The sequence below is a fragment of the Paraflavitalea sp. CAU 1676 genome (genome assembly GCF_029223285.1).
Classification (GTDB): domain Bacteria; phylum Bacteroidota; class Bacteroidia; order Chitinophagales; family Chitinophagaceae; genus Paraflavitalea.
On record NZ_JARHUJ010000006.1, the window covers coordinates 209,147 to 230,766 of the forward strand.

16 protein-coding genes are annotated in these 21,620 nt (G+C 49.4%); 4 read left to right on the plus strand and 12 right to left on the minus strand.

Annotated features, from left to right (window positions below):
- Positions 1–69: 69 nt before the first annotated feature.
- From P2H89_RS20590 to P2H89_RS20605, 4 genes are all read right to left on the minus strand, one after another.
- Positions 70–2,487, minus strand: coding sequence for a zinc-dependent metalloprotease (locus P2H89_RS20590; protein WP_275830380.1), 2,418 nt, complete (start codon positions 2,485–2,487; stop codon positions 70–72).
- A gap of 507 nt (positions 2,488–2,994) precedes the next feature.
- A complete protein-coding gene (locus P2H89_RS20595; RefSeq protein ID WP_275830382.1) occupies positions 2,995–3,438 on the minus strand; it encodes a hypothetical protein in 444 nt (147 codons plus the stop codon).
- Positions 3,439–3,969: 531 nt separating this feature from the next.
- Positions 3,970–4,719, minus strand: a complete 750-nt coding sequence (locus P2H89_RS20600; protein WP_275830384.1) for a LytTR family DNA-binding domain-containing protein — start codon at positions 4,717–4,719, stop codon at positions 3,970–3,972.
- A 43-nt stretch (positions 4,720–4,762) separates the two neighbouring features.
- Positions 4,763–7,813 (minus strand): sensor histidine kinase, encoded by a 3,051-nt coding sequence (locus P2H89_RS20605; protein ID WP_275830386.1) that lies wholly within the window; start codon positions 7,811–7,813, stop codon positions 4,763–4,765.
- 294 nt (positions 7,814–8,107) lie between these two features.
- Here P2H89_RS20605 and P2H89_RS20610 point away from each other — a divergent pair, with 294 nt between their 5' ends.
- Positions 8,108–9,385: a histidine kinase gene (locus tag P2H89_RS20610; protein WP_275830388.1), complete on the plus strand. Its 1,278-nt coding sequence runs from the start codon at positions 8,108–8,110 to the stop codon at positions 9,383–9,385.
- 270 nt (positions 9,386–9,655) lie between these two features.
- On the opposite strand, the gene typA is transcribed toward P2H89_RS20610, so the two are convergent.
- On the minus strand, positions 9,656–11,470 hold the full coding sequence (typA, locus tag P2H89_RS20615) for a translational GTPase TypA (RefSeq protein ID WP_275830390.1): 1,815 nt from the start codon (positions 11,468–11,470) through the stop codon (positions 9,656–9,658).
- 181 nt (positions 11,471–11,651) lie between these two features.
- Positions 11,652–11,876, minus strand: a complete 225-nt coding sequence (locus tag P2H89_RS20620; RefSeq protein ID WP_275830392.1) for a DUF2905 domain-containing protein — start codon at positions 11,874–11,876, stop codon at positions 11,652–11,654.
- A 58-nt stretch (positions 11,877–11,934) separates the two neighbouring features.
- Here P2H89_RS20620 and P2H89_RS20625 point away from each other — a divergent pair, with 58 nt between their 5' ends.
- Positions 11,935–12,933 (plus strand): alpha/beta hydrolase, encoded by a 999-nt coding sequence (locus tag P2H89_RS20625; RefSeq protein WP_275830394.1) that lies wholly within the window; start codon positions 11,935–11,937, stop codon positions 12,931–12,933.
- Positions 12,934–13,076: 143 nt separating this feature from the next.
- The gene (locus tag P2H89_RS20630) at positions 13,077–14,126 is read left to right on the plus strand and encodes a beta-ketoacyl-ACP synthase III (RefSeq protein ID WP_275830395.1); all 1,050 of its coding nucleotides are present in this window, start codon (positions 13,077–13,079) and stop codon (positions 14,124–14,126) included.
- Here P2H89_RS20630 and P2H89_RS20635 read toward each other — a convergent pair.
- Positions 14,112–14,540 (minus strand): nuclear transport factor 2 family protein, encoded by a 429-nt coding sequence (locus P2H89_RS20635; RefSeq protein WP_275830397.1) that lies wholly within the window; start codon positions 14,538–14,540, stop codon positions 14,112–14,114. The two genes, P2H89_RS20630 and P2H89_RS20635, sit on opposite strands and share 15 nt — an antisense overlap.
- Before the next feature lie 155 nt (positions 14,541–14,695).
- Here P2H89_RS20635 and P2H89_RS20640 point away from each other — a divergent pair, with 155 nt between their 5' ends.
- Positions 14,696–15,592: a diacylglycerol kinase family protein gene (locus P2H89_RS20640; RefSeq protein WP_275830400.1), complete on the plus strand. Its 897-nt coding sequence runs from the start codon at positions 14,696–14,698 to the stop codon at positions 15,590–15,592.
- A 135-nt stretch (positions 15,593–15,727) separates the two neighbouring features.
- On the opposite strand, the gene P2H89_RS20645 is transcribed toward P2H89_RS20640, so the two are convergent.
- From P2H89_RS20645 to P2H89_RS20665, 5 genes are read right to left on the minus strand one after another with little or no spacing between them, the layout of a single operon-like run.
- Complete coding sequence (locus P2H89_RS20645; RefSeq protein WP_275830402.1) at positions 15,728–17,971, minus strand: hypothetical protein; 2,244 nt, start codon at positions 17,969–17,971, stop codon at positions 15,728–15,730.
- Positions 17,972–18,030: 59 nt separating this feature from the next.
- Positions 18,031–19,158, minus strand: a complete 1,128-nt coding sequence (locus P2H89_RS20650; RefSeq protein ID WP_275830404.1) for a COX15/CtaA family protein — start codon at positions 19,156–19,158, stop codon at positions 18,031–18,033.
- Positions 19,159–19,182: 24 nt separating this feature from the next.
- The gene (locus tag P2H89_RS20655; RefSeq protein WP_275830405.1) at positions 19,183–19,590 is read right to left on the minus strand and encodes a DsrE family protein; all 408 of its coding nucleotides are present in this window, start codon (positions 19,588–19,590) and stop codon (positions 19,183–19,185) included.
- A gap of 33 nt (positions 19,591–19,623) precedes the next feature.
- Positions 19,624–20,625, minus strand: a complete 1,002-nt coding sequence (locus P2H89_RS20660; RefSeq protein ID WP_275830407.1) for a c-type cytochrome — start codon at positions 20,623–20,625, stop codon at positions 19,624–19,626.
- Positions 20,626–20,650: 25 nt separating this feature from the next.
- Entirely contained in the window at positions 20,651–21,349 is a 699-nt protein-coding gene (locus P2H89_RS20665; RefSeq protein WP_275830410.1) for a twin-arginine translocation signal domain-containing protein, read from the minus strand.
- Between the last annotated feature and the right edge of the window lie 271 nt (positions 21,350–21,620).

Sequence of the window (21,620 nt, forward strand, 5' to 3'; positions counted from 1 at the left end):
GGTGATCTATAAAATACAAATCCCGGAACGGCTATGCTGTTCCGGGATTCTTTTTTGCATCCTGCTACCCTATTCAATATCACAACCGATGGGCGCGCCCGGTGGAATTTCTTTGTGTATGGTGGGCTTCGCTTTATCGGGCGCTTTCATACGCTCCAAGGCAAATGCCAGATGTGCTGTATAATCTGCGTCTTTGCTTAGTTTCTGCTGAGACTGGATGTATGTTTTCAGCTGACTGATCGCCAGTTGTGTAACCGCCCTCGTTTGGAAGGAGGCATTGTCATCGACAGAAACGGTGAGCAGGTAAGTCAGCAGCACTTGTTCTGTTTGCAACTGGATCAATTTTTCCATACCTGTGCTGCGGGTAGCTTTCCAGGTTTTAGCGATCAATGTATTGATCATGTCGGCCAGGCCAAGCCCGTCCTGTTGTACCTGATATTGCACCATGCGGTTGAGCCGTTCGGTATTGAACAGGAACGAAAGCGGAAGATCGGCCGCCGTTTCTGCAGGCGCCAGCGCATCGAAAGCGAGTCCGGTCCTTTTCTTAAACAACTCTCTGGTAAAATTGTAGCCGGCTGGTCTCGGCGGTATCAGTTTAACAATGTTATCGGGTATACGTAAGGTTTGCGGATCAAGGCAATCGATGAGTGCATTTAGTGCATGCTGCTGTTCTGCTTTACTAACAGGGCGCGTGACGGTTTGCCCATCTCCGCGCAAGGCATAGGTATAATGCATGCCTCCGATGATCTTTGTTACGGCTTCGGCCTGATAGCGATGAAACAGGTAAACGGGCACCAGCACATCTTCAAGCATGGCCATCGATTGTCCCGGCCGGATGTTCTTTTCGCCAAATTGAGCCAGGGCCTTTTTACGTATGGCGAGTACCTCTTTCAGTTCCTGGGTGGCATCTGCCCCATTATCCCATAAATGCGCCTGCGGATGCAGGCCGCCGGCGGCGCGCGCATCGCGGTCGGCGATATACTGCAGGCCTTTGGCTGCAGCCTCGCGCAGGATATTGTCGAGCGCTTTGGCTTCTTCTGTGCCTTTGGGAAAATCCTGGTAACCCCAGGTAATGGCAGCTTTGTCCCACGCACCTATCTTATTATCGTAAGCATCGGAAAGATCGATCTGCCCTGTGGGCGACAGTTTCACCTGGGGATGCGGATAGTCCATCACGCTGGCGCGATCACTTACACTGGAAGCGTAGTTATGCATGAGCCCCAGGGTGTGCCCCACTTCATGCGCTGCCAATTGCTGCAGACGGGACAGCGCCATTTTCAGCATTTTATCGTCGGCGGGAGCGCCATTTTCGAAAGGAGCCAACAGTCCCTGTGCTATCAGATAGTCCTGGCGCACCCGCAGAGAGCCCAGGGTTACATGTCCTTTGATGATCTCACCGGTGCGGGGGTCTGTTACGCTGTTTCCATACGACCAACCGCGGGTAGACCGGTGAACCCAGTTGATGACGTTGTAGCGTACATCCATTGGGTCGGCGCTATCCGGCAGCACTTTAACCTGGAAGGCATTGCGATAACCGGCCGCTTCGAAAGCCTGGTTCCACCACGATGCTCCTTCGAGCAGGGCGCTACGGATGGGCTCGGGCGTGCCATTGTCGAGATAATAAATGATTGGTTTAACGGGGTCGCTGATAGCGGCGGCAGGATCTTTCTTTTTCAGCCGGTGCCGGGCAACATAATATTTCTCGATAGGAGCTGAAACAGGCGAGCTATAGTCGAAAAATGATGTACCAAAATAACCTGATCTCGGGTCAAACAATCGAGGCTGGTAATCGCTATCGGGCAATTGTACAAAAGAGTGGTGAATGCGTAGGGTTACGGCATCTGGCGACGGGGTAACGGCATTCACAAAACTGCCCGTTTCGCCATCGCTGTTCACCAACGTAATGGTAACTTCTACCTCAGTATTATTGGGGAAGTTCTTTGTGCGCGGCAGGTAAAGCGCAGACCTGCTTTTATCGAAAGCATAACTCCCCTGGCGGGATGATTTGAGCCGGTTGCCAACGCGAATGGCATCCCGGACAATAAAGTCGGTGGCATCTACCAGGTAGTGACCATTGGTTTCCGCTTCAACCGTGAAACCCCAGATGGCGGATTGTGCAAAGGATTGTTCCACCGCTTTGCGTTCGGCAGGGTCGTTGGTGAGGGCGCGATAGTCGTAGTTGGGTACGACCATCAATATTTTACGGCCCACTTTGGTGAACCTCACGATGCGTGTAGCATCGAGCAGGCCCCTGTCGAGCCCTATGTCGTTGGATCCCAATCCTGCCGGCAGGGAGGTGACATAGATCATTTCCGAGTCGAGCTTGTTGATATCGAGCCAGATCCTGCCGGTATTTTCATCCCAGTAAAAATCGAGGAACCCGGCATGTTTTTTCAAGCCTGCGGTTTTATCCGAAATGGTCGGTAGTGATTGGGCGGAAGTAAATAAAGAGAACAGTAGGAAAGAGAACAGGTAGATAAATCTCATTGCAGCACTTTTAGGTGCAACAAGATAAGGAAATTGACAGGTTGTTAATTCCCGTTATCAGGCAACGCGGTTACTTTTCCACCAACGGTATCCCACATACCCCATGATGGCTAAAGGAGTGAATGCGAGGTAAATGATGCCTGTATTCAGCGCTTTTGCGGGACGTTCACCGAGTTGAGAAGCGGTTTTTGTGCAAATAGAACACTGTGCAAGGGCTCCGGTGGAGAACATTGTTAATATTAACAATACGGGTAATATCAATCGGCACTTCTTCATAATTCGTAAGGAATCACAAAAATACGAGCAAAACAGGAACTGAGCAAGTGGTGGTTTACAGCGCAGCCAGGGGCCCGCCCGAGGCACCCCGGATCTGGTAAACACATCCACCCCGCTAAGAATGCCCGATTAGGTTCCTGCGCCAACGACAAAACACGGACAATGCCCCTCTTTTAAACAAAAAGCCCCGCTATTCAGCGGGGCCTATGTAGTTGCAATGAATTGTTGTTATTATTTCTTATCCTTTTTAAATGTTTCCCAACCGGCAGAGCCGAAGGATTTGAGCACTACTGTCTGGTCGCTGTTTTGCACCGTTACATAGTAGTAAGTGGTATTCTCGGAGGCCATTTCAAAGAGGTCGCTGATCCAATAGCCTGCATAAGACTTCTTCAGATCGCTGAGCAGGTTGATGGGCAATTGACCGGAAACGATGTTCCTTACTACTGCCAGCAGGTTACCTTCTTCTGAATAATAGGCGAACATCACCTGATCGTTCAGCTTGAAGGTTGCCTTTGAAATGTCTTTTGATTTTTCCCAGCTAACATCCTGTGCGGATGCAAACTCCTTCTTGAAGGAATTAATAACTTGTTCGTTTACGTTTTCTGTCTTGTGGGCAAAGGTGGCACTAAGACCAACTGCTAACAGCAGTACCCAGGTTAAAATTGTCTTTTTCATTTTAAATGCTTTTTTTGTTTTTATGGCTATTATTAACTTAAGTGTTGCGCTATACTTGTTGCATCACACTTAATAAGACGCGACTAATTTTCGAATGTTACAACCTGTTTCCTGTTTTTTTATCCTTTTGATTTCTTTAACAAATCAACTTTGTTCGCTGCAGAAACCGTGGATCATGAACCAGATTGCGCCGCAAAGTTAGCAACGATTTTTTCTCTTGCAAGTGATCATTGAGTGAACGGTAGTGTTCTTTGAATGAAATGCGGGTTTATTATAACAAAATGGGGATGGGCGGCAAAAGCGAAGCTGGCAGGGCATTTCAGGCGACTAACCGATAGCCACATTGATAATCAAGCAGATAAATTAAAGCCGCCAAACAACTGTATCATAAGCGTACAGTTGTGTCGCGTGGTTTTACTTACACACTCATCGTATTTACTGAGTGCTGCAAAATAATGTTAAAATAATATGCTTGACTTTCTCATTGATTTGACAGCACTACCTGTGATAGGCAGGTGCTTTTATCATTGGTTAGAACTTGGAGAACAGTTCCATGAATTCCTGTCTGCGCGAGCGTGAAATACTGATGTTGGCGTTATCATCCATGATCACATAGCCGCCTTCGCCGCGTACAAACTTCTTGATATGGTTGATGTTTATGAGGAATGAATTATGCACCCGGAAGAAGTCGGGCCCCGATAATGCTTCGTCGATATCTTTGAGCACCTTGGATACCATGATCTTTTTTCCACCTGCCAGCACAATATTGGTGTAGTTACTTTCCGCTTCGCAATACACAATATCCTGCGTAGATACAAAGATCATCCCATCGTTCGTTGTGAGCGCAATGCGCGGCACTGTGTTCCTGCTTACACTCTTTACGTGCTGTAACAGCAGATCGATCTGCTCCCGGGTGGGTATGGATTTCTTTTCTTCCAGGCGGCGTATGGTCTCTTTAAGGTCGTCGGGATCGATGGGCTTCAGCAGATAGTTTAAAGCGCTATACCGAAATGCCTTGATCGCAAATTTATCGTAGGCCGTGGTGAATACTACATCGAATTGCAGTTTATCGAACTGCTCAAGCATATCGAAACCATTCATCCGCGGCATTTCTATGTCGAGGAATACCACTTCGGGCTTGTGCAGGTTGATCGCCGCCAGTCCTTCTTCTGCTGAGAGGCACATGGCGCTGATGGTGACTTGTGGACAATAGGTTTTCAGCAACCACTCGAGCATTTCGATACAGTTGTTCTCGTCATCTACAATTACACAGCTTATCATGGTCAATCTCTTTTAGTTGTTAAGCAATTATCTGTTTTGGTATTTATACAGGTATTTTCAGGACCACTTTGGTGCCTGCTGCATCGCCATTGTCGGCAACGAGGTCCACGATCGTAATGCTCGCATTGGGCGATGCATGCTTGTTGAGTATGGCAATCCGGTCTTCGGTCAGCTTCATACCCAGCGACTTCTTGGTGGTCGCCGATTTGCTCTTAAACTCCCTGGCTCGTTCCCTGCCTACTCCATTGTCTTCTATCACACACTGCAACATACTTTCTGTGAGCATGGTTAAACGGATGGTGAGGTGGCCGGCCGTTTCCTTATGCAGCAGCCCATGCCATATGGCATTCTCCACATAGGGCTGTATGATCAAAGGAGGCACTTCCACCACTTCGGGAAACACCTCTTTATCAACGATGATCTCGTATGTGAACTTATTATTAAATCGAAGGGATTCCATTTCCATATAGATCCTGAGCGCCTCAAGTTCGTTCGAGAGTAATACGTTCTTACTATTGGAGTTGTCCAGGATCAGTCGTATGAGTTTCGAAAAGCGGGTAAGGTACAGGGATGCTGTGGTGTGGTCGCTCTTAACGATGTACCGGTTGATAGAGTTGAGGCAATTGAAAATAAAGTGCGGATTCATCTGCGCCCTCAGTGCTTTCATTTCAATCTCGGCGATCTTCTGGTTGTATTCCGATCGTAACTTTTCTTTCTCGCGCACCTGTTGCAGGCGCATGCGGTAAATGGTGTGGATGAGCAATACCACCAGGGCTGTGATGGCCGCAATGAACCACCACCTTTGCCATACAGGCGGAATGATGCGTATGCTCACTTCATTGTTGGCAGACGTCCAATTGATATGATCAATACTGGCCCTCACGAGGAAGGTGTATTTACCGGCGGGAAGGGAGGGATAGCGGGCCTCCCGGATATCGGTTCCCGTGTGCCACTCTTTATCGTACCCCTTGAGCATATACTGGTAGTCGATATTCCGGGATCCATTGAGGTTGATCGCTGTAAAATAAAAGGTGATGTCGTTTTGACTATGGGGGGAGGTAAAGTTTCTTTGTGCGCCAAAATACTGCAGCGTATCATTCGTGCCCATTGCGTATATACTTACCTGCAGCAGGGAAGGCGTTACTACCAGTTTTTCGGGAAAAAATGAATTGATGCCCCGTTCACTACCCCACAGTAATTCGCCGTTGGCTGCTTTCACAGCAGCATTGCTCCTGAACCCATCGATGCTAAGGCCCGAATTTTCTTCGAAGTGCGTGAGCTTCTGTGCAGCGGGATCATACTGCACCAAAGATTTGCTGTTGGCAATCCAGATATTACCCCTTGCATCTTTAAGCAGCGATTCGCAGCGCTCGTAGCTTAATCCATTCCTCCGGTTGTACAGCCGGATCTTTCCCTGCTGGTCGATGATCACAAAGCCATGAGCTGTACCGGCATAAACAGCTCCGGCATTATCCTGCGTAAACCCATAGATGATATCGCCGGGCAGCCCTTCTTTGGTGGTGAGGTTGATGATGCTGTGCTGTGCAGGATCGTAACAGTAAATGCCTGTGCCGTGTGTGCCGATCCACAAACGGTGCCGGTTATCTTCGAAGAGACTAATGACCAGTTTGTTGTTCAGTTCTTTCAATTGCGGATGGTTGCCAAAGGCAATAGTCTTTTGGGTGAGCGGGTCAAAAGCATATACGCCCCTGCTGGTGCCTACCCAAATGTTACCGTCTGACAAGGATTGCAACTCGTAGATATAGGGCGATAATACGGCTTTATCAGTATCGTGGCCAAAGCGGATCTTACGAAATTGCCCCGAGCCTTTGTCAAAGAGGGATAATCCGTTACTGGCGCCGCTCAGCCATAGCTGACCATACCGGTCGTTGCAGAGCGCCCGTATTTCGAGTGGCCTCAGCCCTTGGGCCGAATTAACATAAGAGTGATAGAAAGTTGATTGGTTGGTCGTTCTGTTCCACCTGATCAGCCGGTCATTGGCGCCCACCCAGAATATACCGTTCCCTTCTTCAACAATGCGGGTGATGTAATTATCGTACAGGTTCCCGTTCTCATCGCTGAAAATGCGGGTATATACAGCTGGCCGGTTAAAGATATTGGCCATGTTGACACCCGATGCCTGCGTACCCACAATGATCTCACCACGTTTGCCGGCGAAGGCCCGGTAAGTGTTGTTGGCCGAGATGGTACTGAGGTTGAGCGGATCGTGGGTATGGCGGGTAATATTACCTTTCGTATCGATGATGGTGAGCCCTGCAAAATCGGTGGCCACGAGCAGGTCGCCATTGGCAGCGCGCCTTACCTCCGTAAGATAGGTATTGATGGTTTTGCCACCCAGCTGATTGACGAGTTGGTAGGATGCGATCTCCCTGCCGCTACGCGTACTTATTAACAACACTTTGCCGGTTTTGAGGCCAACCGCGATAGATGTGTCGGTGGCCGGACAAGCACTCAGCGGAGATTCAAATGTTTTCCGGAAAACGATCTGCTTCGTTGCGTAGTCGAGGATAGATAATGTAGAATCGGTAATGAAAATAATCTGATCGGTATTGGCCGCTTCTGCGTCTACAAAATTACCCTGTGCTAAAGCTGCCGGCACCCAGCTCAGCTCTTTCCATTTACCGGCCGTGCTGTCGAAATAATACTGTCCCTTACCCGTATGCAAAACGACACCATAACTAGCAGTTTCGAAGATAGACGGGCAACGGAATCGTTTAAGCGTATCCTGTATCGTAATACGATGAAAGATACGACTTTCATCTACCCAGCCTGCGCCTGAAAAGGTTCCCATCCAGATACGGTTACGGCTGTCGGCCATGAGGTGCAGCACCACGTCGGAAGGCATTTCGGGATTTCTTTCCTTATTGTATCCTGTAACGGAATAGCCATCGTAAACATTCAATCCATCGTTGGTACCTACCCAGAGAAAGCCGTTCTTATCGATGGTGAGCGATTGGGCATTGTTGCCGGTAAGGCCGTTGGCGGTGTTGAGGTGCGAAAAACTGATCACCTGCCCCCGCATCGTAGTGGAGAGCATCAATAGAATAATACCTGCTATCGTAAGCCTGGTCAAGAACAAATTTCAATTAAGCGTAATAAGAAGGGCTTGCCAGGGTAAATCTACCAAACAATCCAGGGCCGCCCAATACCGGGTGCGTGTGTGGCAGGTTTTATGAGTGGTTGGCAGTAATTCGGGGGTCGCTATCCATTGAACATCAGGCTTCGAACTGTGCCTATCCGTTTTACTGGATTAAACTGTTCGATCACAGGCAAAAACAGACCACCTACTCAATAGATGAGCACAATCGGTGATTTAGCGCTACTTTGTGGCTACGGTTAAAGGCACCTGTTAAAATCCAAGTAAGCTTTGATTATTTATTACCTGATAATAGCTATCCTGCTGGCCACCACCTTGTTCCTGGTGTGGCGTTTGTACCAGCAACGTAAATCCAGTCAATCCGACGACCTCGAAATTGAAAGGACGATCAATTATTTTGCCACCTCCCTCTTCGGCAAAAATACCATAGAAGAGATCCTCTGGGATGTTACCAAGAATTGCATTTCCCACCTCAATTTTGAAGATTGCGTTATATACCTAGTCGACGAGGAACGGAAAATATTGGTGCAGAAGGCGGCTTATGGGCCCAAGAACCCGAAAGACTATGAGATCTTCGAACCGATCGAAATACCATTGGGTAAAGGTATTGTGGGCAGTGTGGCGGTGAGCGGCATACCGGAGATCATTGCCAATACCACGACCGACCCCCGGTACATTGTCGATGACGACCTCCGCTACTCGGAGATCACAGTGCCCATCATTTACCAGGGCAAAGTGCTGGGCATTATCGATGCGGAGCACCATGAAGCAAATTTCTTTCAGTCGAAGCACTTGTTCATTCTCAATACCATTGCATCTCTTTGTGCCAATAAGATCATGCGCTACCAGGTAGAGGAAGCTTACCGCGCTACAACGATCAGGCTGCATGAGAACAATCGTAAGATCGCCGAGAACAGGCTGTCAGTGCTTAGGTTGCAGATGAACCCGCATTTCGTGTTCAACAGCCTCAACTCAATTGGCAACTTCATCCTGAAGAATGAGCCTATGAAGGCTTCTACTTATCTCACCAAATTCTCCAAGCTGGTGCGGCTGATCTTCGACAGCGCCCAATCGGAATGGGTTTCGCTGGAGCAGGAGATCAAATCGCTGGAGTTGTATATTGAACTGGAGCAACTTCGGTTCAACAATAAGTTTGATGTTATTATCCACGTAAGCGACGATATCAACCGGGGCACGCTGATGGTGCCGCCACTGTTGCTGCAGCCTTTTGTTGAAAATGCCATCTGGCATGGTTTGATGCCCAAGGAAGGTGAAAGAGGCGAACTCTACTTACATTACTGGCTCAACAAAGACCGCCTTTGCATGAGTATTGAAGATAACGGCATCGGACGGGCGGCGGCGATCCAATCCAGGTCGGGCCGCATCAGCACACTTCAAAAGCATGGTCTCAAACTCACCGATGAACGCATTCAGATCATCAATGAGATTTATCATGCCCACGTCCACGCAGAAATCAAAGACCTCAGCGACGACCTGGGACAGCCGGCGGGTACCAGGGTCATTCTTTCCATGGCGATAAAGCAATAGCTACATAGATTATTGCTGATGGTAGTAGGCATGTTGTGTGTCCACTATCATCAGTTACTGCAGTTTGATCACAATCCATCAGAGGCAATTTCCTGTTCCACGGGGTCAATAATGTACATTATTAGGCAAACTGCAGACATTTAATGTGTGGCACATTAGGAGAACTAAGCGACCCAAAAATGGAAACGCCAGCGAGCAGACATGCGGGCATAAAAAAAGGGCCGTTCCAAGTGAATGAAACGGCCCTGATCTATTTAGTGAAGCGGTTGATTAAACAGCTTCGGTCTTCATTGCTTTCGACACCTTGTTACGCTCGTTCTCATCGAGGATCACTTTACGCATCCGGATGAAGTTGGGCGTTACTTCGATGCACTCATCCTGCTGGATGTACTCCATACATTCTTCCAGTGTCAGCAAAGTTTTGGGAGCGATGCGGGTTGCATCATCGCTACCGCTGGCGCGGTGGTTGGTAAGCTTCTTGGCTTCCGTAACGTTTACTACGAGATCGCCGGGCTTGATGTTCTCAGCCACGATCTGGCCGGTGTAGATATCTTCGCCTGGATCAACGAAGAAGGTACCACGGTCCTGCAGTTTATCGATCGAGTAAGCGGTTGTCTTTTCAGAGCTCTTGGAAACCAATACACCGTTGTTACGGCCGGGGATCATACCTTTCCAGGGCTTGTAATCGACAAAGCGGTGTGCCATTACTGCCTCGCCGGTAGTGGCGGTCAGCATTTGGGTACGCAAACCGATCAATCCGCGGGAAGGGATCTCGAATTCCAGGTGCTGCATTTCGCCCTTGGTTTCCATGATCTGCATTTCACCTTTACGGCGGGTAACGAGGTCAATTACTTTAGAAGCGAACTCCTGGGGTACATCTACTACCAGGTTTTCGTATGGTTCAGACTTAACGCCATCGATTTCTTTTACAATTACCTGGGGCTGTCCTACAGTCAGCTCATATCCTTCGCGACGCATGGTCTCGATGAGGATACCAAGGTGAAGGATACCACGACCATACACGAGGAAGCTATCACCACCGCCTTCGGCTTCTTTAACACGGAGGGCGAGGTTCTTTTCTGTTTCTTTCATGAGGCGATCGCGAAGGTGACGGCTGGTTACGAACTTACCATCGCGGCCATAGAAAGGAGAGTTGTTGATCGAGAACATCATGTTCATGGTTGGCTCATCCACGCTGATTACCGGCAGTGCTTCGGGATTTTCTGCATCGGCGATGGTATCACCGATACCGAAATCTTCGATACCTACTACAGCGCAAAGGTCGCCGGCTACTACTTCAGTAACACGCTTCTTACCCATGCCTTCGAATACGTACAGTTCCTTTACCCTCGACCTTTTGTTTGTACCGTTGGTTTGCATCAGCATAACCGGTTGGTTTTCCTTGATGACACCACGGCTCACCTTACCTACGGCGATACGGCCCAGGAAGGAAGAATAGTCGAGTGATGTGATCTGCATCTGAACCGGACCTTCGTTCACCTTGGGAGGAGGAACGTGTTTCAGGATACCGTCGAGCAGGGGGTTGATGTTATCGATCTGTGTGAGCGAGTCGTTGAACCAACCGTTCTTACCCGAACCGTAGAAGGTGGGGAAGTCAAGTTGTTCCTCAGTAGCATCGAGGTTGAAGAAAAGCTCGAATACCGCATCGTGCACTTCGTCGGGGCGGCAGTTGGGCTTATCTACTTTATTGATGATCACAATGGGCTTCAGGTTGAGCTGGAGCGCCTTTTGGAGTACAAAACGTGTTTGAGGCATAGGGCCTTCGAACGCATCGACCAGCAAGCATACGCCATCGGCCATTTTCAATACACGCTCTACCTCTCCGCCAAAGTCGGCGTGCCCAGGGGTATCGATCACATTGATCTTAACGTCCTTGTAAGTAACGGAAGCGTTCTTACTGAAGATGGTGATACCTCTTTCACGTTCCAGATCGTTGTTATCCATGATCAATTCACCAGTATCCTGGTTGTCACGGAACACCTTGGTGGCGTGTAAGATCTTGTCTACCAGGGTAGTTTTACCGTGGTCTACGTGGGCGATAATCGCTATGTTTCTGATTTCCATAATTAACTCATTAATAGGTTGACTCACTGACAAGCAAGCGATTAGCTATTATGCAGGTTTTCAACGGGCAAAAAGAGGCGCAAAAGTACGCTAATTCGGTGGGTGGGACAAGGATTTTAAGGAAACTTATTAATTAATTAACGGATTCTCCTTAGTGGAAAGGCGCTTTGCAAGAATATGCTCATAAGAACTTCTTTACCAATGCGATAACTCCGCTGACCAACAGGCTGAAAAGGATCAGGGTAGTAACCGGAAAATAGAATCGCACATTTCCCTTCTCTACCCGGATATCGCCTGGCAGGCGGCCTATCCAGTGCAGTTTATCATGGAAGAAATAGATGATCACGCCGATGAAAACGACTGCCAACCCGATGACAATAATGAACTTACCCGTATCGGAATTCATATATGGATAATTTTCTGAAGCGTTCGTTTTGCCTTAATTTAACGTACAAATTTACCTCATGGGCAAGAAGAAATGGTGGTTTATTGCTGCTCTTGTCATTTTGATCGTGTACCTGATGGGACCTAAACCGGCCGACCCGCTATACCGTGCCGACATGCTGGTGGTACCTGCGGCGGCGGACTCGCTGGACCATTTTGTGGCGGCCACAGAGGCTCAGCACCGCCTAAAACCCGACAATGAAGCGCGGATCATTTGGGCCAATGACTCGGCGAAAAACAGAACGCCCTATTCAATGGTTTACCTGCATGGATTTTCTGCTTCCCAAGCCGAAGGCGAGCCCGTACACCGCAATATTGCCCGGCGGTTTGGTTGCAATCTGTATCTCTCGCGCCTGGCAGAACATGGCATCGATACGACTGAACCTTTGGCCAACCTCACTTCCGACCGATATTGGGAAAGCGCCAAGCAGGCTTTGGCCATCGGAAAGCAGCTGGGTGAAAAAGTGATCCTGGTGGGAACTTCTACCGGCGGTACCCTCGCTTTGATGCTGGCGGCTGAATTTCCGGATATCCATGCGCTGGTGCTGCTGTCGCCGAATATAGCGATAAACGATGCCAATGCCTGGTTGCTGAACAATCCGTGGGGGCTGCAGATCGCACGACTGGTAAAGGGTTCAAAGTATATGGTTTCGGAAGATACCCGTGCAGTGTATAAACAATACTGGAATAGCCCCTACCGGCTGGAGGCGGCGGTAAATCTCGAGGAGTTATTGGAAACGTCGATGGACAAAAAAACCTTCGAACAGGTTAAACAACCGACCCTGTTATTGTATTATTTCAAAGACAAGGTTCACCAGGATAGCGTAGTAAAAGTGGAAGCTGAACTGAAGATGTTTGAAGAACTGGGCACTCCATCTGGCGAAAAGAGAGCCGTCGCTATGCCTAATACCGGAAACCACGTATTAGGATCGTGGATCAAATCGAAAGATGTAGCAGGTGTTGAACGGGAGATCGGGGGATTTATGCAGGACATGTTGCACATTTCTCCTGTTAAATAGAGAATTTTGGTGACACGAATCACACCTAACCCTTCTGCAGCAACAGGCTTTGTTAAATCGCCCCCGAATGGTTGGATTTGCAACAGTTTCATTTCCCATGGAATCTTCTTTTCCTTAACTTGTTCAGCTAAAATGTCTTGCATATGATACGTTCAAGAATTGCCGGTATTGGCATGTATGTTCCCGAGCAGGTAGTGACCAACCAGGACCTCACCCAATACATGGATACCAGTGACGAGTGGATACAGGAAAGAACCGGCATCAAAGAACGGCGCTTTGCCCATCGCACCCAGGAAACAACGACCACCATGGGCGTAGAAGCCGCGAAAATGGCGATCGCGCGCGCCGGCATTACCGCGCAGGACATCGATTTTATTGTATTCGCCACACTGAGCCCGGACTATTACTTTCCCGGTTGTGGAGTGCTGGTGCAACGGTCGCTCAGGATGAAAGAGATCGGCGCACTGGATGTACGCAACCAATGCAGCGGCTTTATATATGCTTTGAGTGTGGCCGACCAGTTTATCAGGGGCGGCATGTATAAAAATGTGCTGGTAATTGGCAGCGAAAAACATTCGTTTGGCCTTGACTTTAGTACCCGTGGCCGGAATGTGAGTGTGATCTTTGGCGATGGTGCCGGTGCGGTGGTGCTTCAACCAACCCAGGAAGCAGGAGTGGGTATTCTCAGTACGCATTTGCACAGTGACGGCGAAAGCGCTGAAATACTCGCCATGTACAACCCGGGCACCCATGCCAACCATTGGCTGGAGCAACCGCTGGCAGCTTTCGATACTGCAGAAGTCGGAGAAATGTTCATGAGCCATGCTATGATCGATAATGCCCAGAACTTCCCCTTCATGGACGGACCGGCTGTTTTCAAAAAAGCGGTGGTGAAATTCCCGGAGGTGATCATGGAGGCGCTCGACGTCAATGGTTATAAACCTTCCGACCTGAAGATGCTGATCCCCCACCAGGCTAATCTGCGCATTGCGCAGTTTGTGCAGCAAAAACTTGGTTTGTCGGACGACCAGGTATACAACAACATTCAAAAGTATGGCAATACAACGGCTGCCTCTGTTCCCTTGGCGCTTTGTGAAGCCTGGCAGGAGGGCAGGGTAAAACCAGGAGACCTGGTATGCCTGGCAGCTTTTGGCAGTGGCTTTACATGGGCCAGCGCTTTACTCAAATGGTAGTGGCGTGGCCTCTTCGTTCATGGCGGGTTTCAGCACTTTGCGGATCTCCATGCGCTTAATGGTGCCCTGCAAGATGAGGTAGGCGTGCTGAACAGTTTCTTCCAATAACACATTGCCTTCCAGGTCGCGCACGGTAGTGTGCACTTCCACGACAATGTTTCCATCTTCTCCATGGCAAATACTAACCGGTTCTACCAGGGGGTCGATCATATGCCATTGACGTACCCAGTAATCGTGCACGGCTTTATGGCCGTAAACGTATCCCCCTTCAAGCCCGTTAGGCCAATCTACATCGGGATCCATACAGGCAAGGGCGGCCTCCACATCGCGTGCATTGAATGCCGCGTAAGCACGCCGTAATACATCCAGGCTCACGGGATCTACCTCTTCGTCTTTTTGAATAGCGGGCAACATATATTTCCTTTTTGACTACCTATAAAAATCCCGTGCCAGGATTTACGGGGCGATGATGTTATAGTAGTCAATTTGAGGCGTTTTTTGACCGATGAACATTCTAATAACATTGAATACGATGGAGTTTACTATAATTGTTGGAATTTTGCAGCCGCATGTCAAGAAAGCTCATTTTTCTCATCAACCCTATATCCGGCACCAAAGGCAAGGATCAACTTAGAAACATGATCGTCCGAAAAACGGAGGCGGCTGGTATCCCATTCGAGATCATGGACACGGATATTACCGCAAGGTATTATGCGGTCAGGAAAAAGATCATGTCGGAAGGTGTAACGGATATCATTATTTGTGGCGGCGACGGATCGGTGAACCAGGTGGTGCATGCACTGGCCGATACGGACGTCAATTTCGGCATTATCCCGATGGGATCGGGCAATGGGCTCGCTTTTGCTGCCGGCATTCCCAAATCGAGCGAGAAAGCCCTGGATGTTGCCTTCTCGGGCGTTCCGCGGCTTACTGATGCATTCATGGTGAACAGGCAGTTTGCCTGTATGCTGTGCGGACTGGGATTTGATGCGCAGGTCGCGCATCAGTTTGCGAAGCAGCCCAAGCGCGGACTTGCTACCTATGCTTCACTTACAACGCGTAATTTCTTTTCGGCGGGCTCCTATCTCTTCAAGATCGAGGCGAATAACCTCACTTTTACTACAGATGCTTTTTTCCTGAGCATTGCGAACAGCAACCAGTTTGGCAACAATTTTACCATTGCGCCCAAGGCGGTACTTTCGGACGGATTGCTCGATGTAGTGATCGTGAAGAAAATAGCCAAGCCCTTAATGCTGCTGAACGTGATGAGGCAGGTAATGGTTGGCAAGCTGAAGCGGATCGAGAATTCCCTGAGCTCTCCGGTGATCTATTTCCAGACCGAGGAACTTCATATTTCGAATGTGGGTCATGCGCCCATGCACATCGACGGTGAACCCCGGGATACGCCTGCGAAATTGCACATCAAAGTAATGCCTCAATTCTTCAAGCTGATACACGGGGTTTAAAGTACCCTTTTATTTACTACAGGGTTCGTGGGGCGAAAGCAGTGAGGCTGGCCGGCACGTTTTACTTGCAGGTGCTTGCGCGGTGACTTCGCAGTACGGTTGTCGGGCATCGAAGGATGCCGCGACAGACAGTCCTTATCGCGCTACCGGGTTGCTTCTCGGCTTCAGCAACTCTTTAAAGAATTCAAATCCCTGCTGATTGTTGGCCGTGAACAGCGCTTCACTGATATCGATCTTTTCGCTTTTGGTGAGGTGAAAATTGAGTGCCGCCCGGGCATCTTCCTTTTTGGGCAAGTACTGGAAGGATAACCGGTAAAACTGGTTACCCAGTATTTCCTGCGAGAGGCAAAGCAATTCACTTTGCGAATACTCCTGCATCTTATACCAGTTGTATTGCAACAGCATGACCGGTTTGGTAGCGATCTCGGTAATGTTGCCTGCTTCAAAGGGCTCCCAGCCGGCCATTTTGCGGTCGCGTATCTGAATAAGTACGACGCCGTTGGTATTCTCCTTGATCCAGTGCTGAAATACCTGCAGGAAACGGATCGTGGTTTCCAATCCGTAGTTATCGCGCAGTCCGGCATCCATTACATCAATGACCGGGCTGGATGGCAGCCATACGTTGGGCAGCACATACGGGAAGGTGGCATTCATGCGCAGCGCGGTAAGCATGCGCAGGTTCATAGGCGACTGTCCTGCAAACATCGACTGGAAATCGATGGCATCGGGTTCTATTTCCCGTAGCTTATTGGTATCGTATACAGGCTTCATGAGAAAGCTGACCGGCTGCGTGCTGATAAGCATCTTGCGGCTATCCTGCGTGATAACCGAACTGAACACCATTAAAGGAGTACGCGCATTGGCTTCGTCCTCATACAGGTCTTTCAACTGTTTGTTGAGGATGCCGTGGGTATTTTCATTGAGTTTTTGCTCGAAGGCATAACCGCGGTCTTTCACATATTCGTAGCCACTAACTTTGAATTTCTGTGCCGGCGATGCGAGGTCGCGTGCTACGAAAGAGGTGAACAAGGAATTGAGCAGATCTCCGGAAATATCATCAACATACTGCTCATCCTGCAGGCGAATGTTCTTTCCTGCAGCCTTTTCGCGGCTCAGTTCACGGAAATAGGCGGCTCCCAGCATACCTCCTGACGCACCTGTGATAAAAGCGGTTTTCTTCATAAGCTGCCCTTCGCTGAGGCTATCGAGGTATTGCATCACATTCATCGTAAACGTAGCGCTCCGGTTGCCTCCCCCACTGGTATTGATGATGAACATGGTGGGCTTTTTGGTGTCCTGGTTGGCCTTCCAGCGGTCGAGTATGGCGATCATGTTTGCCTTGTCACGGGCAACATTTTCGGGCGAGCACAGCATGAACAGGTTTTCGCGCGTATAGGCAGGCCGGTCCTTCTTATTGCTGTAGTTAAGACCGTATGCTTTGTTGGTGGGATCGATGATATTGTTGCGGTAGAGAACATTCAACCCAAAGAACAACAATACCAGTACAGGTATACTCCAGCTTTGCAGAAAATAGGTAAATGCCCCCGAAACGGCGATGAGGATGGCGAAGAACAAGGTTATGCCGGATGCGGCAGGCAACTGAAACAAAGGATCATCAAGGCAAAAGCCCAGGAGAATGAGAAAGATGAAGGCGATAAAGATCGATAGTACCGCCGCGAAGTGATGACGGCTGAATATGGTTTCTACAAATTCACGGCTGTAGTGTGATACGTCGCGCACTTTCTTAAGGGTAAACAGCGAATTGAGGTACCACTCCACCCGTACCAGCCGGCTTTGGGTAAGTCTATCATCGCCCTTTCTGAACTGCGCCTTGAACAACTGCGGGTTGCTGATCACCGGGGTAAGCCGGCGGATAATGGTCTTGTCGGCCCGGAAGAAATAATAAAAAGAAATAGCAATGATGATGACGAGGCCCCCGAGGAAGCCTGCTACCAGCAGCAATATTTCGCTGGTGGTCATAAGTTCCTTGATCCCGGCAAACTTCACGACTTTGCTGAGGTAGAATACAAGAAACAGTAGTGGTATGATGCCGTTATTGATACAATACTTCAGGAATGGATTGGAGGTAGTGGCGAGGAAACGGAAATGACGGCTAAAGAGAATAAAGGTGGTAATGTTCCAGCTCATGATGAAGATGCCGATGGCCACTCCTACGAATACGGCACTGAGGGCATTTACCTTTCCCAGGTACTCGGGAGCGAGATACAGAGAATCGGCCCCAAAGCTTTTCATGAAGCTACCGTTGACCGTACTGAAAAGTACAAACCAGAAGATGAGCAGTACCTGGAATTTTTTAAAATGCAGCAGGAACAGCTGGATGGGAAATGACCGGTAAAATCCGCGTAAAAATGGTTTCATGCTGCGTGGATACTTTTCGTACTCAATATACTATCAAAAACGAAAAGATATCATATTCATTATGCTGCGGCTGGTTGCCGTTTGGGCAGCAGGTACAGCATGGCGATAAAACTGAGCAATAACAACATGCCAACCACCTGATGCAACTGGGCCATCCACTCGAACGTTCCCCATTGCTGGGGTTTGATTCCCGGGCTGGTAAGCACCGTTACGATGCCCAGTATTACCTGCGCCACCACAAACAGCAGGGGCCAGGGGCGCGCTTTGCGGAAGGCTTCGCCCGGCGCAGCCACTTTATATGCTTTTACTGCATAAACGATCACCAGCACCAGCAACAGGTAAGCAAGTCCGCGGTGTATAAAATGGATGGTCATCTTGTTCTCGAAAAAGTTTAACAAAAGAGGGCTTTCCCGGAAAATGGAAGGGGGTATTAAATCTCCATTAATATCGGGCCAGGTAGGCGCCGCGAGGGCCGCTTTATGACCTGCCATGAGCGCCCCGAAGATCAGCTGGAGGAACAACAGTCCGATGATCCACCAGGTCCATTTGCGTAAGGAAGAATTGGGCTTGCGTTCCCGCGCGGGTACGCGCAGTTGCAGGGCAAACCAATAGGCATAGCAGATCAATGCCAGCGCAAATATGAAGTGCAGGGCCAACCGGGTAGGCTTTACATATACAGCATCGCCGGTGAGGCCGCTGGCCACCATGATCCAGCCGATGGCTCCCTGAAAGGCGCCAAACAGGAACAGGAAGAGCAGCGGCTGCTGCATTTCGCGTTTGAGGTATTTCTTGGAAACCAGGTAAACGAAACCAACGAGGAATACCACACCGATCATCCTTGCCCAGAAGCGGTGGAACCATTCCCAGAAGAAAATGAATTTGAAGTCGGCCAGGGTGAAGTCGGAATTCAGCAGGAGGTACTGAGGCGTTTGGCGGTACTTATTAAACTCCTGCACCCAACGATCTTCATTGAGCGGAGGCAGGGTGCCTGTTACCACGTTCCATTCGGTGATGGACAATCCCGAACCCGTTAAACGGGTGATGCCTCCCAATACTACCTGGATCAGCAGCATGCCTACACCGATCAGTATCCAGACCGAGACATAGCGACGGGCCTTTTTATCGATCTTGTCTGCTTCCTGCTGAAAGCCCTGTCCGGGCGCTGGGTAGTGGGTATTGGTATCCATAGCGCCCGCAAAGGTAGTGCAGGATTATGGAATCACTTTAATGTATCCCCATCCTTGTTTTTGGCGCGTAATGATCTCATATATTCCGTCGGGCACTGTTTGTACGCCGGGGATTAACTGGTCTTTGGACAGGTTTTGTCTTTGCATGGTAACTGCACAAACTTTAAACGCGGCTTTTTTGGCCAGTTCCTGTACAGCAGGTTCTACCACCGATTTGTTTTTGGTGACCAGGTCGAGCCCGCCGCCATATATAACGATCTCTATTTTGGCATCGGGATTGGCTTTTAGTATGCTGCCAGCCTGGCGCACTACCGTATGATAAGCCATGGTGTCCTTGCTGGTTACATCAAATACGACTTTGTAATCGGTTGTTTGCGCTGATAAGTACTGGCATGCCAGTAACATCAGAAAGAGAAATAAGTATTTTTTCATGTGGAGGAGTATTAGCGTTGAATGATCTGTGTTTTATTTGGGTGATACTGCTTTGGACTGTTCTTTAAAATCTGCGATCTTTTTAAAGGGGCCATATTTGTGTTGTTGCTCGGAAAAGGTGTCGGCATAGGGGCCGTACGGATGGTCGACGGGTTTACTTTGCATGGCAGGCCAATCGCCGGCAAATAACTTCTCGGGCCTTGTCTGCGAGTTGATATAGGCCGCCACATCCCAGGCCTGTTCGTCGGAGAGGACCGGCTTGTGGTGAAAGGCTTCGTCATACGGCATATTGTCGCGCACATAACCAGCCAGTCGCGAAAGGCGATATATACCTGCCCCGGTGTTGTAACTGCCGGCACCCCACAGCGGCGGATATTGGTAGCCAATGCCTGTGATAGAGTCGGGCACCCCCTGACCATCGTTACCATGGCAACGCTGACAATAAGCGACGTATACTTTGCTACCTGCTGCAGGATCGGCCGGGCGGTCGAGATAGGCTATGGAGGAAATGCCCACCCCTACCGGTTTCTTTTTTGCGGGTACATTGCTGCCCACCCATTTGATATAGGCTACCATCGCTTTCAGTTCGCGGCTGTTGCTATCGAGGGGCTTTCCGTTGAGGCTGCGCTGCAGGCAATCATTGACACGTTTTTCTACCGACTCTACGGTGCCGCTCCTTTCCCGGTAACGGGGATAGGTAGTAGCAACGGCACTATAGTTGTTGCCGTAAGCGCGTGTGCCTGCATCGAGGTGGCAGTTCTGGCAGTTCATGCCGTTGGAAATGGCCCGTACGGTTCCCTGCGGGCCCAGGTATCGTGCAGTATGGGCGACCAGGGAGCGGCCATACCGGATCAGATCACCGTCGGTCGTGCGGGGTATGGTGGCTGTGTCGGGCGCTTCCCAGGGCCATTCGGGCAAAGCGGCCGAAGCCAGTTTGCCCGATTGCTGACCTACCGGGTTATACTTTATCAATAACATGCATAACGAGGCCACCACGACAACCAGCAATATGGTTAGCTGTAATTTACGTGGCATACAAAAAAATTAAGACGGTGGGGCGTTAGCCTGCGAAACAATAAGAGCATCCGTGTTCCTGCGCCCTGTTAACGGCCCATACGCCTGACGGCATCGGCTGAATATTTGGCAACAAGCCAGCTACCCATTCCTTCTTCACGACGGCAGGATCCAGGTTCATTTTACCCGCTATTGCTGCGCTGTACACGGTCATCGCTGCATCGCATACACAGAACATGACACCGCTCTCCTGCAATTCATTGATCCCGATATTTATTACCCCAAAGCCCGGAACTTTAAAGGCACCTTGCTCGGGTTTCCAGAATGGATTGCGGGTGGCGGGTTGCTTGGTAGCAGGATCATCGGCTTTGAACACTTCGCCGAAATTGTATTTTGCCCAGAGGTCGTGTTGCATCGCGTAGGGTATTGCATCGTGACGCAAGATGACTACTACGCTGCAATCTTTTTCGGGAGTGCCGGTAGCGCCGTTGGTAAGCAGGAATACCCGTGGCCAGGCAAACGGAAATATTTCGTGCGGACGGGGTGCATCGAATACGATGCGGTGTTTCCCTTTAATCTTGTTGAACCATTCTTCCGCATCTGCGATACCCTGTTGTGAAAAGTCGGGTGAGGCCATCATACTAAGTGGACTTGCCAGGGTGGTGATTCCCAAAGCGGCAGCTCCTGTAGCCAAAGTGCCGAGAAAACCGCGGCGGGAGGATACATTCAAATCATTGTTTTCCATAATTGACTGTTTTAATAATCAAGCAAATTTCATTTCGCCCGGCAGGTTTTGAAATACCCGAAAGCGCAACTTCCGTTCCCCGAATGCGGGGAGCCGGTACATGGTTGATGATCTAAAGAGCCGACCGTTGTTGCTCCAATAATTTCAATCCAGACAAAGGATACAGAAAACGAATGTGGTGATAGTGGATCCGATAGTGCTCCTGGCGTAAGGTTATTCGCCAGCGCAATACCTGTAAAGTGAAAGATATCCAGGCAAATAGAGAAGTTTG

Coding starts and splice junctions, on each gene's coding strand:
- P2H89_RS20635 (WP_275830397.1), bottom strand. CDS start 14,540: ATGTTGCCCGCTATTCAAAAAGACGAAGAGGTAGATCCCGTGAGCCTG.
- P2H89_RS20625 (WP_275830394.1), top strand. CDS start 11,935: ATGGGCAAGAAGAAATGGTGGTTTATTGCTGCTCTTGTCATTTTGATC.
- P2H89_RS20590 (WP_275830380.1), bottom strand. CDS start 2,487: ATGAGATTTATCTACCTGTTCTCTTTCCTACTGTTCTCTTTATTTACT.
- P2H89_RS20600 (WP_275830384.1), bottom strand. CDS start 4,719: ATGATAAGCTGTGTAATTGTAGATGACGAGAACAACTGTATCGAAATG.
- P2H89_RS20645 (WP_275830402.1), bottom strand. CDS start 17,971: ATGAAACCATTTTTACGCGGATTTTACCGGTCATTTCCCATCCAGCTG.
- P2H89_RS20595 (WP_275830382.1), bottom strand. CDS start 3,438: ATGAAAAAGACAATTTTAACCTGGGTACTGCTGTTAGCAGTTGGTCTT.
- P2H89_RS20630 (WP_275830395.1), top strand. CDS start 13,077: ATGATACGTTCAAGAATTGCCGGTATTGGCATGTATGTTCCCGAGCAG.
- P2H89_RS20640 (WP_275830400.1), top strand. CDS start 14,696: ATGTCAAGAAAGCTCATTTTTCTCATCAACCCTATATCCGGCACCAAA.
- P2H89_RS20665 (WP_275830410.1), bottom strand. CDS start 21,349: ATGGAAAACAATGATTTGAATGTATCCTCCCGCCGCGGTTTTCTCGGC.
- P2H89_RS20650 (WP_275830404.1), bottom strand. CDS start 19,158: ATGGATACCAATACCCACTACCCAGCGCCCGGACAGGGCTTTCAGCAG.
- P2H89_RS20620 (WP_275830392.1), bottom strand. CDS start 11,876: ATGAATTCCGATACGGGTAAGTTCATTATTGTCATCGGGTTGGCAGTC.
- P2H89_RS20660 (WP_275830407.1), bottom strand. CDS start 20,625: ATGCCACGTAAATTACAGCTAACCATATTGCTGGTTGTCGTGGTGGCC.
- P2H89_RS20655 (WP_275830405.1), bottom strand. CDS start 19,590: ATGAAAAAATACTTATTTCTCTTTCTGATGTTACTGGCATGCCAGTAC.
- typA (WP_275830390.1), bottom strand. CDS start 11,470: ATGGAAATCAGAAACATAGCGATTATCGCCCACGTAGACCACGGTAAA.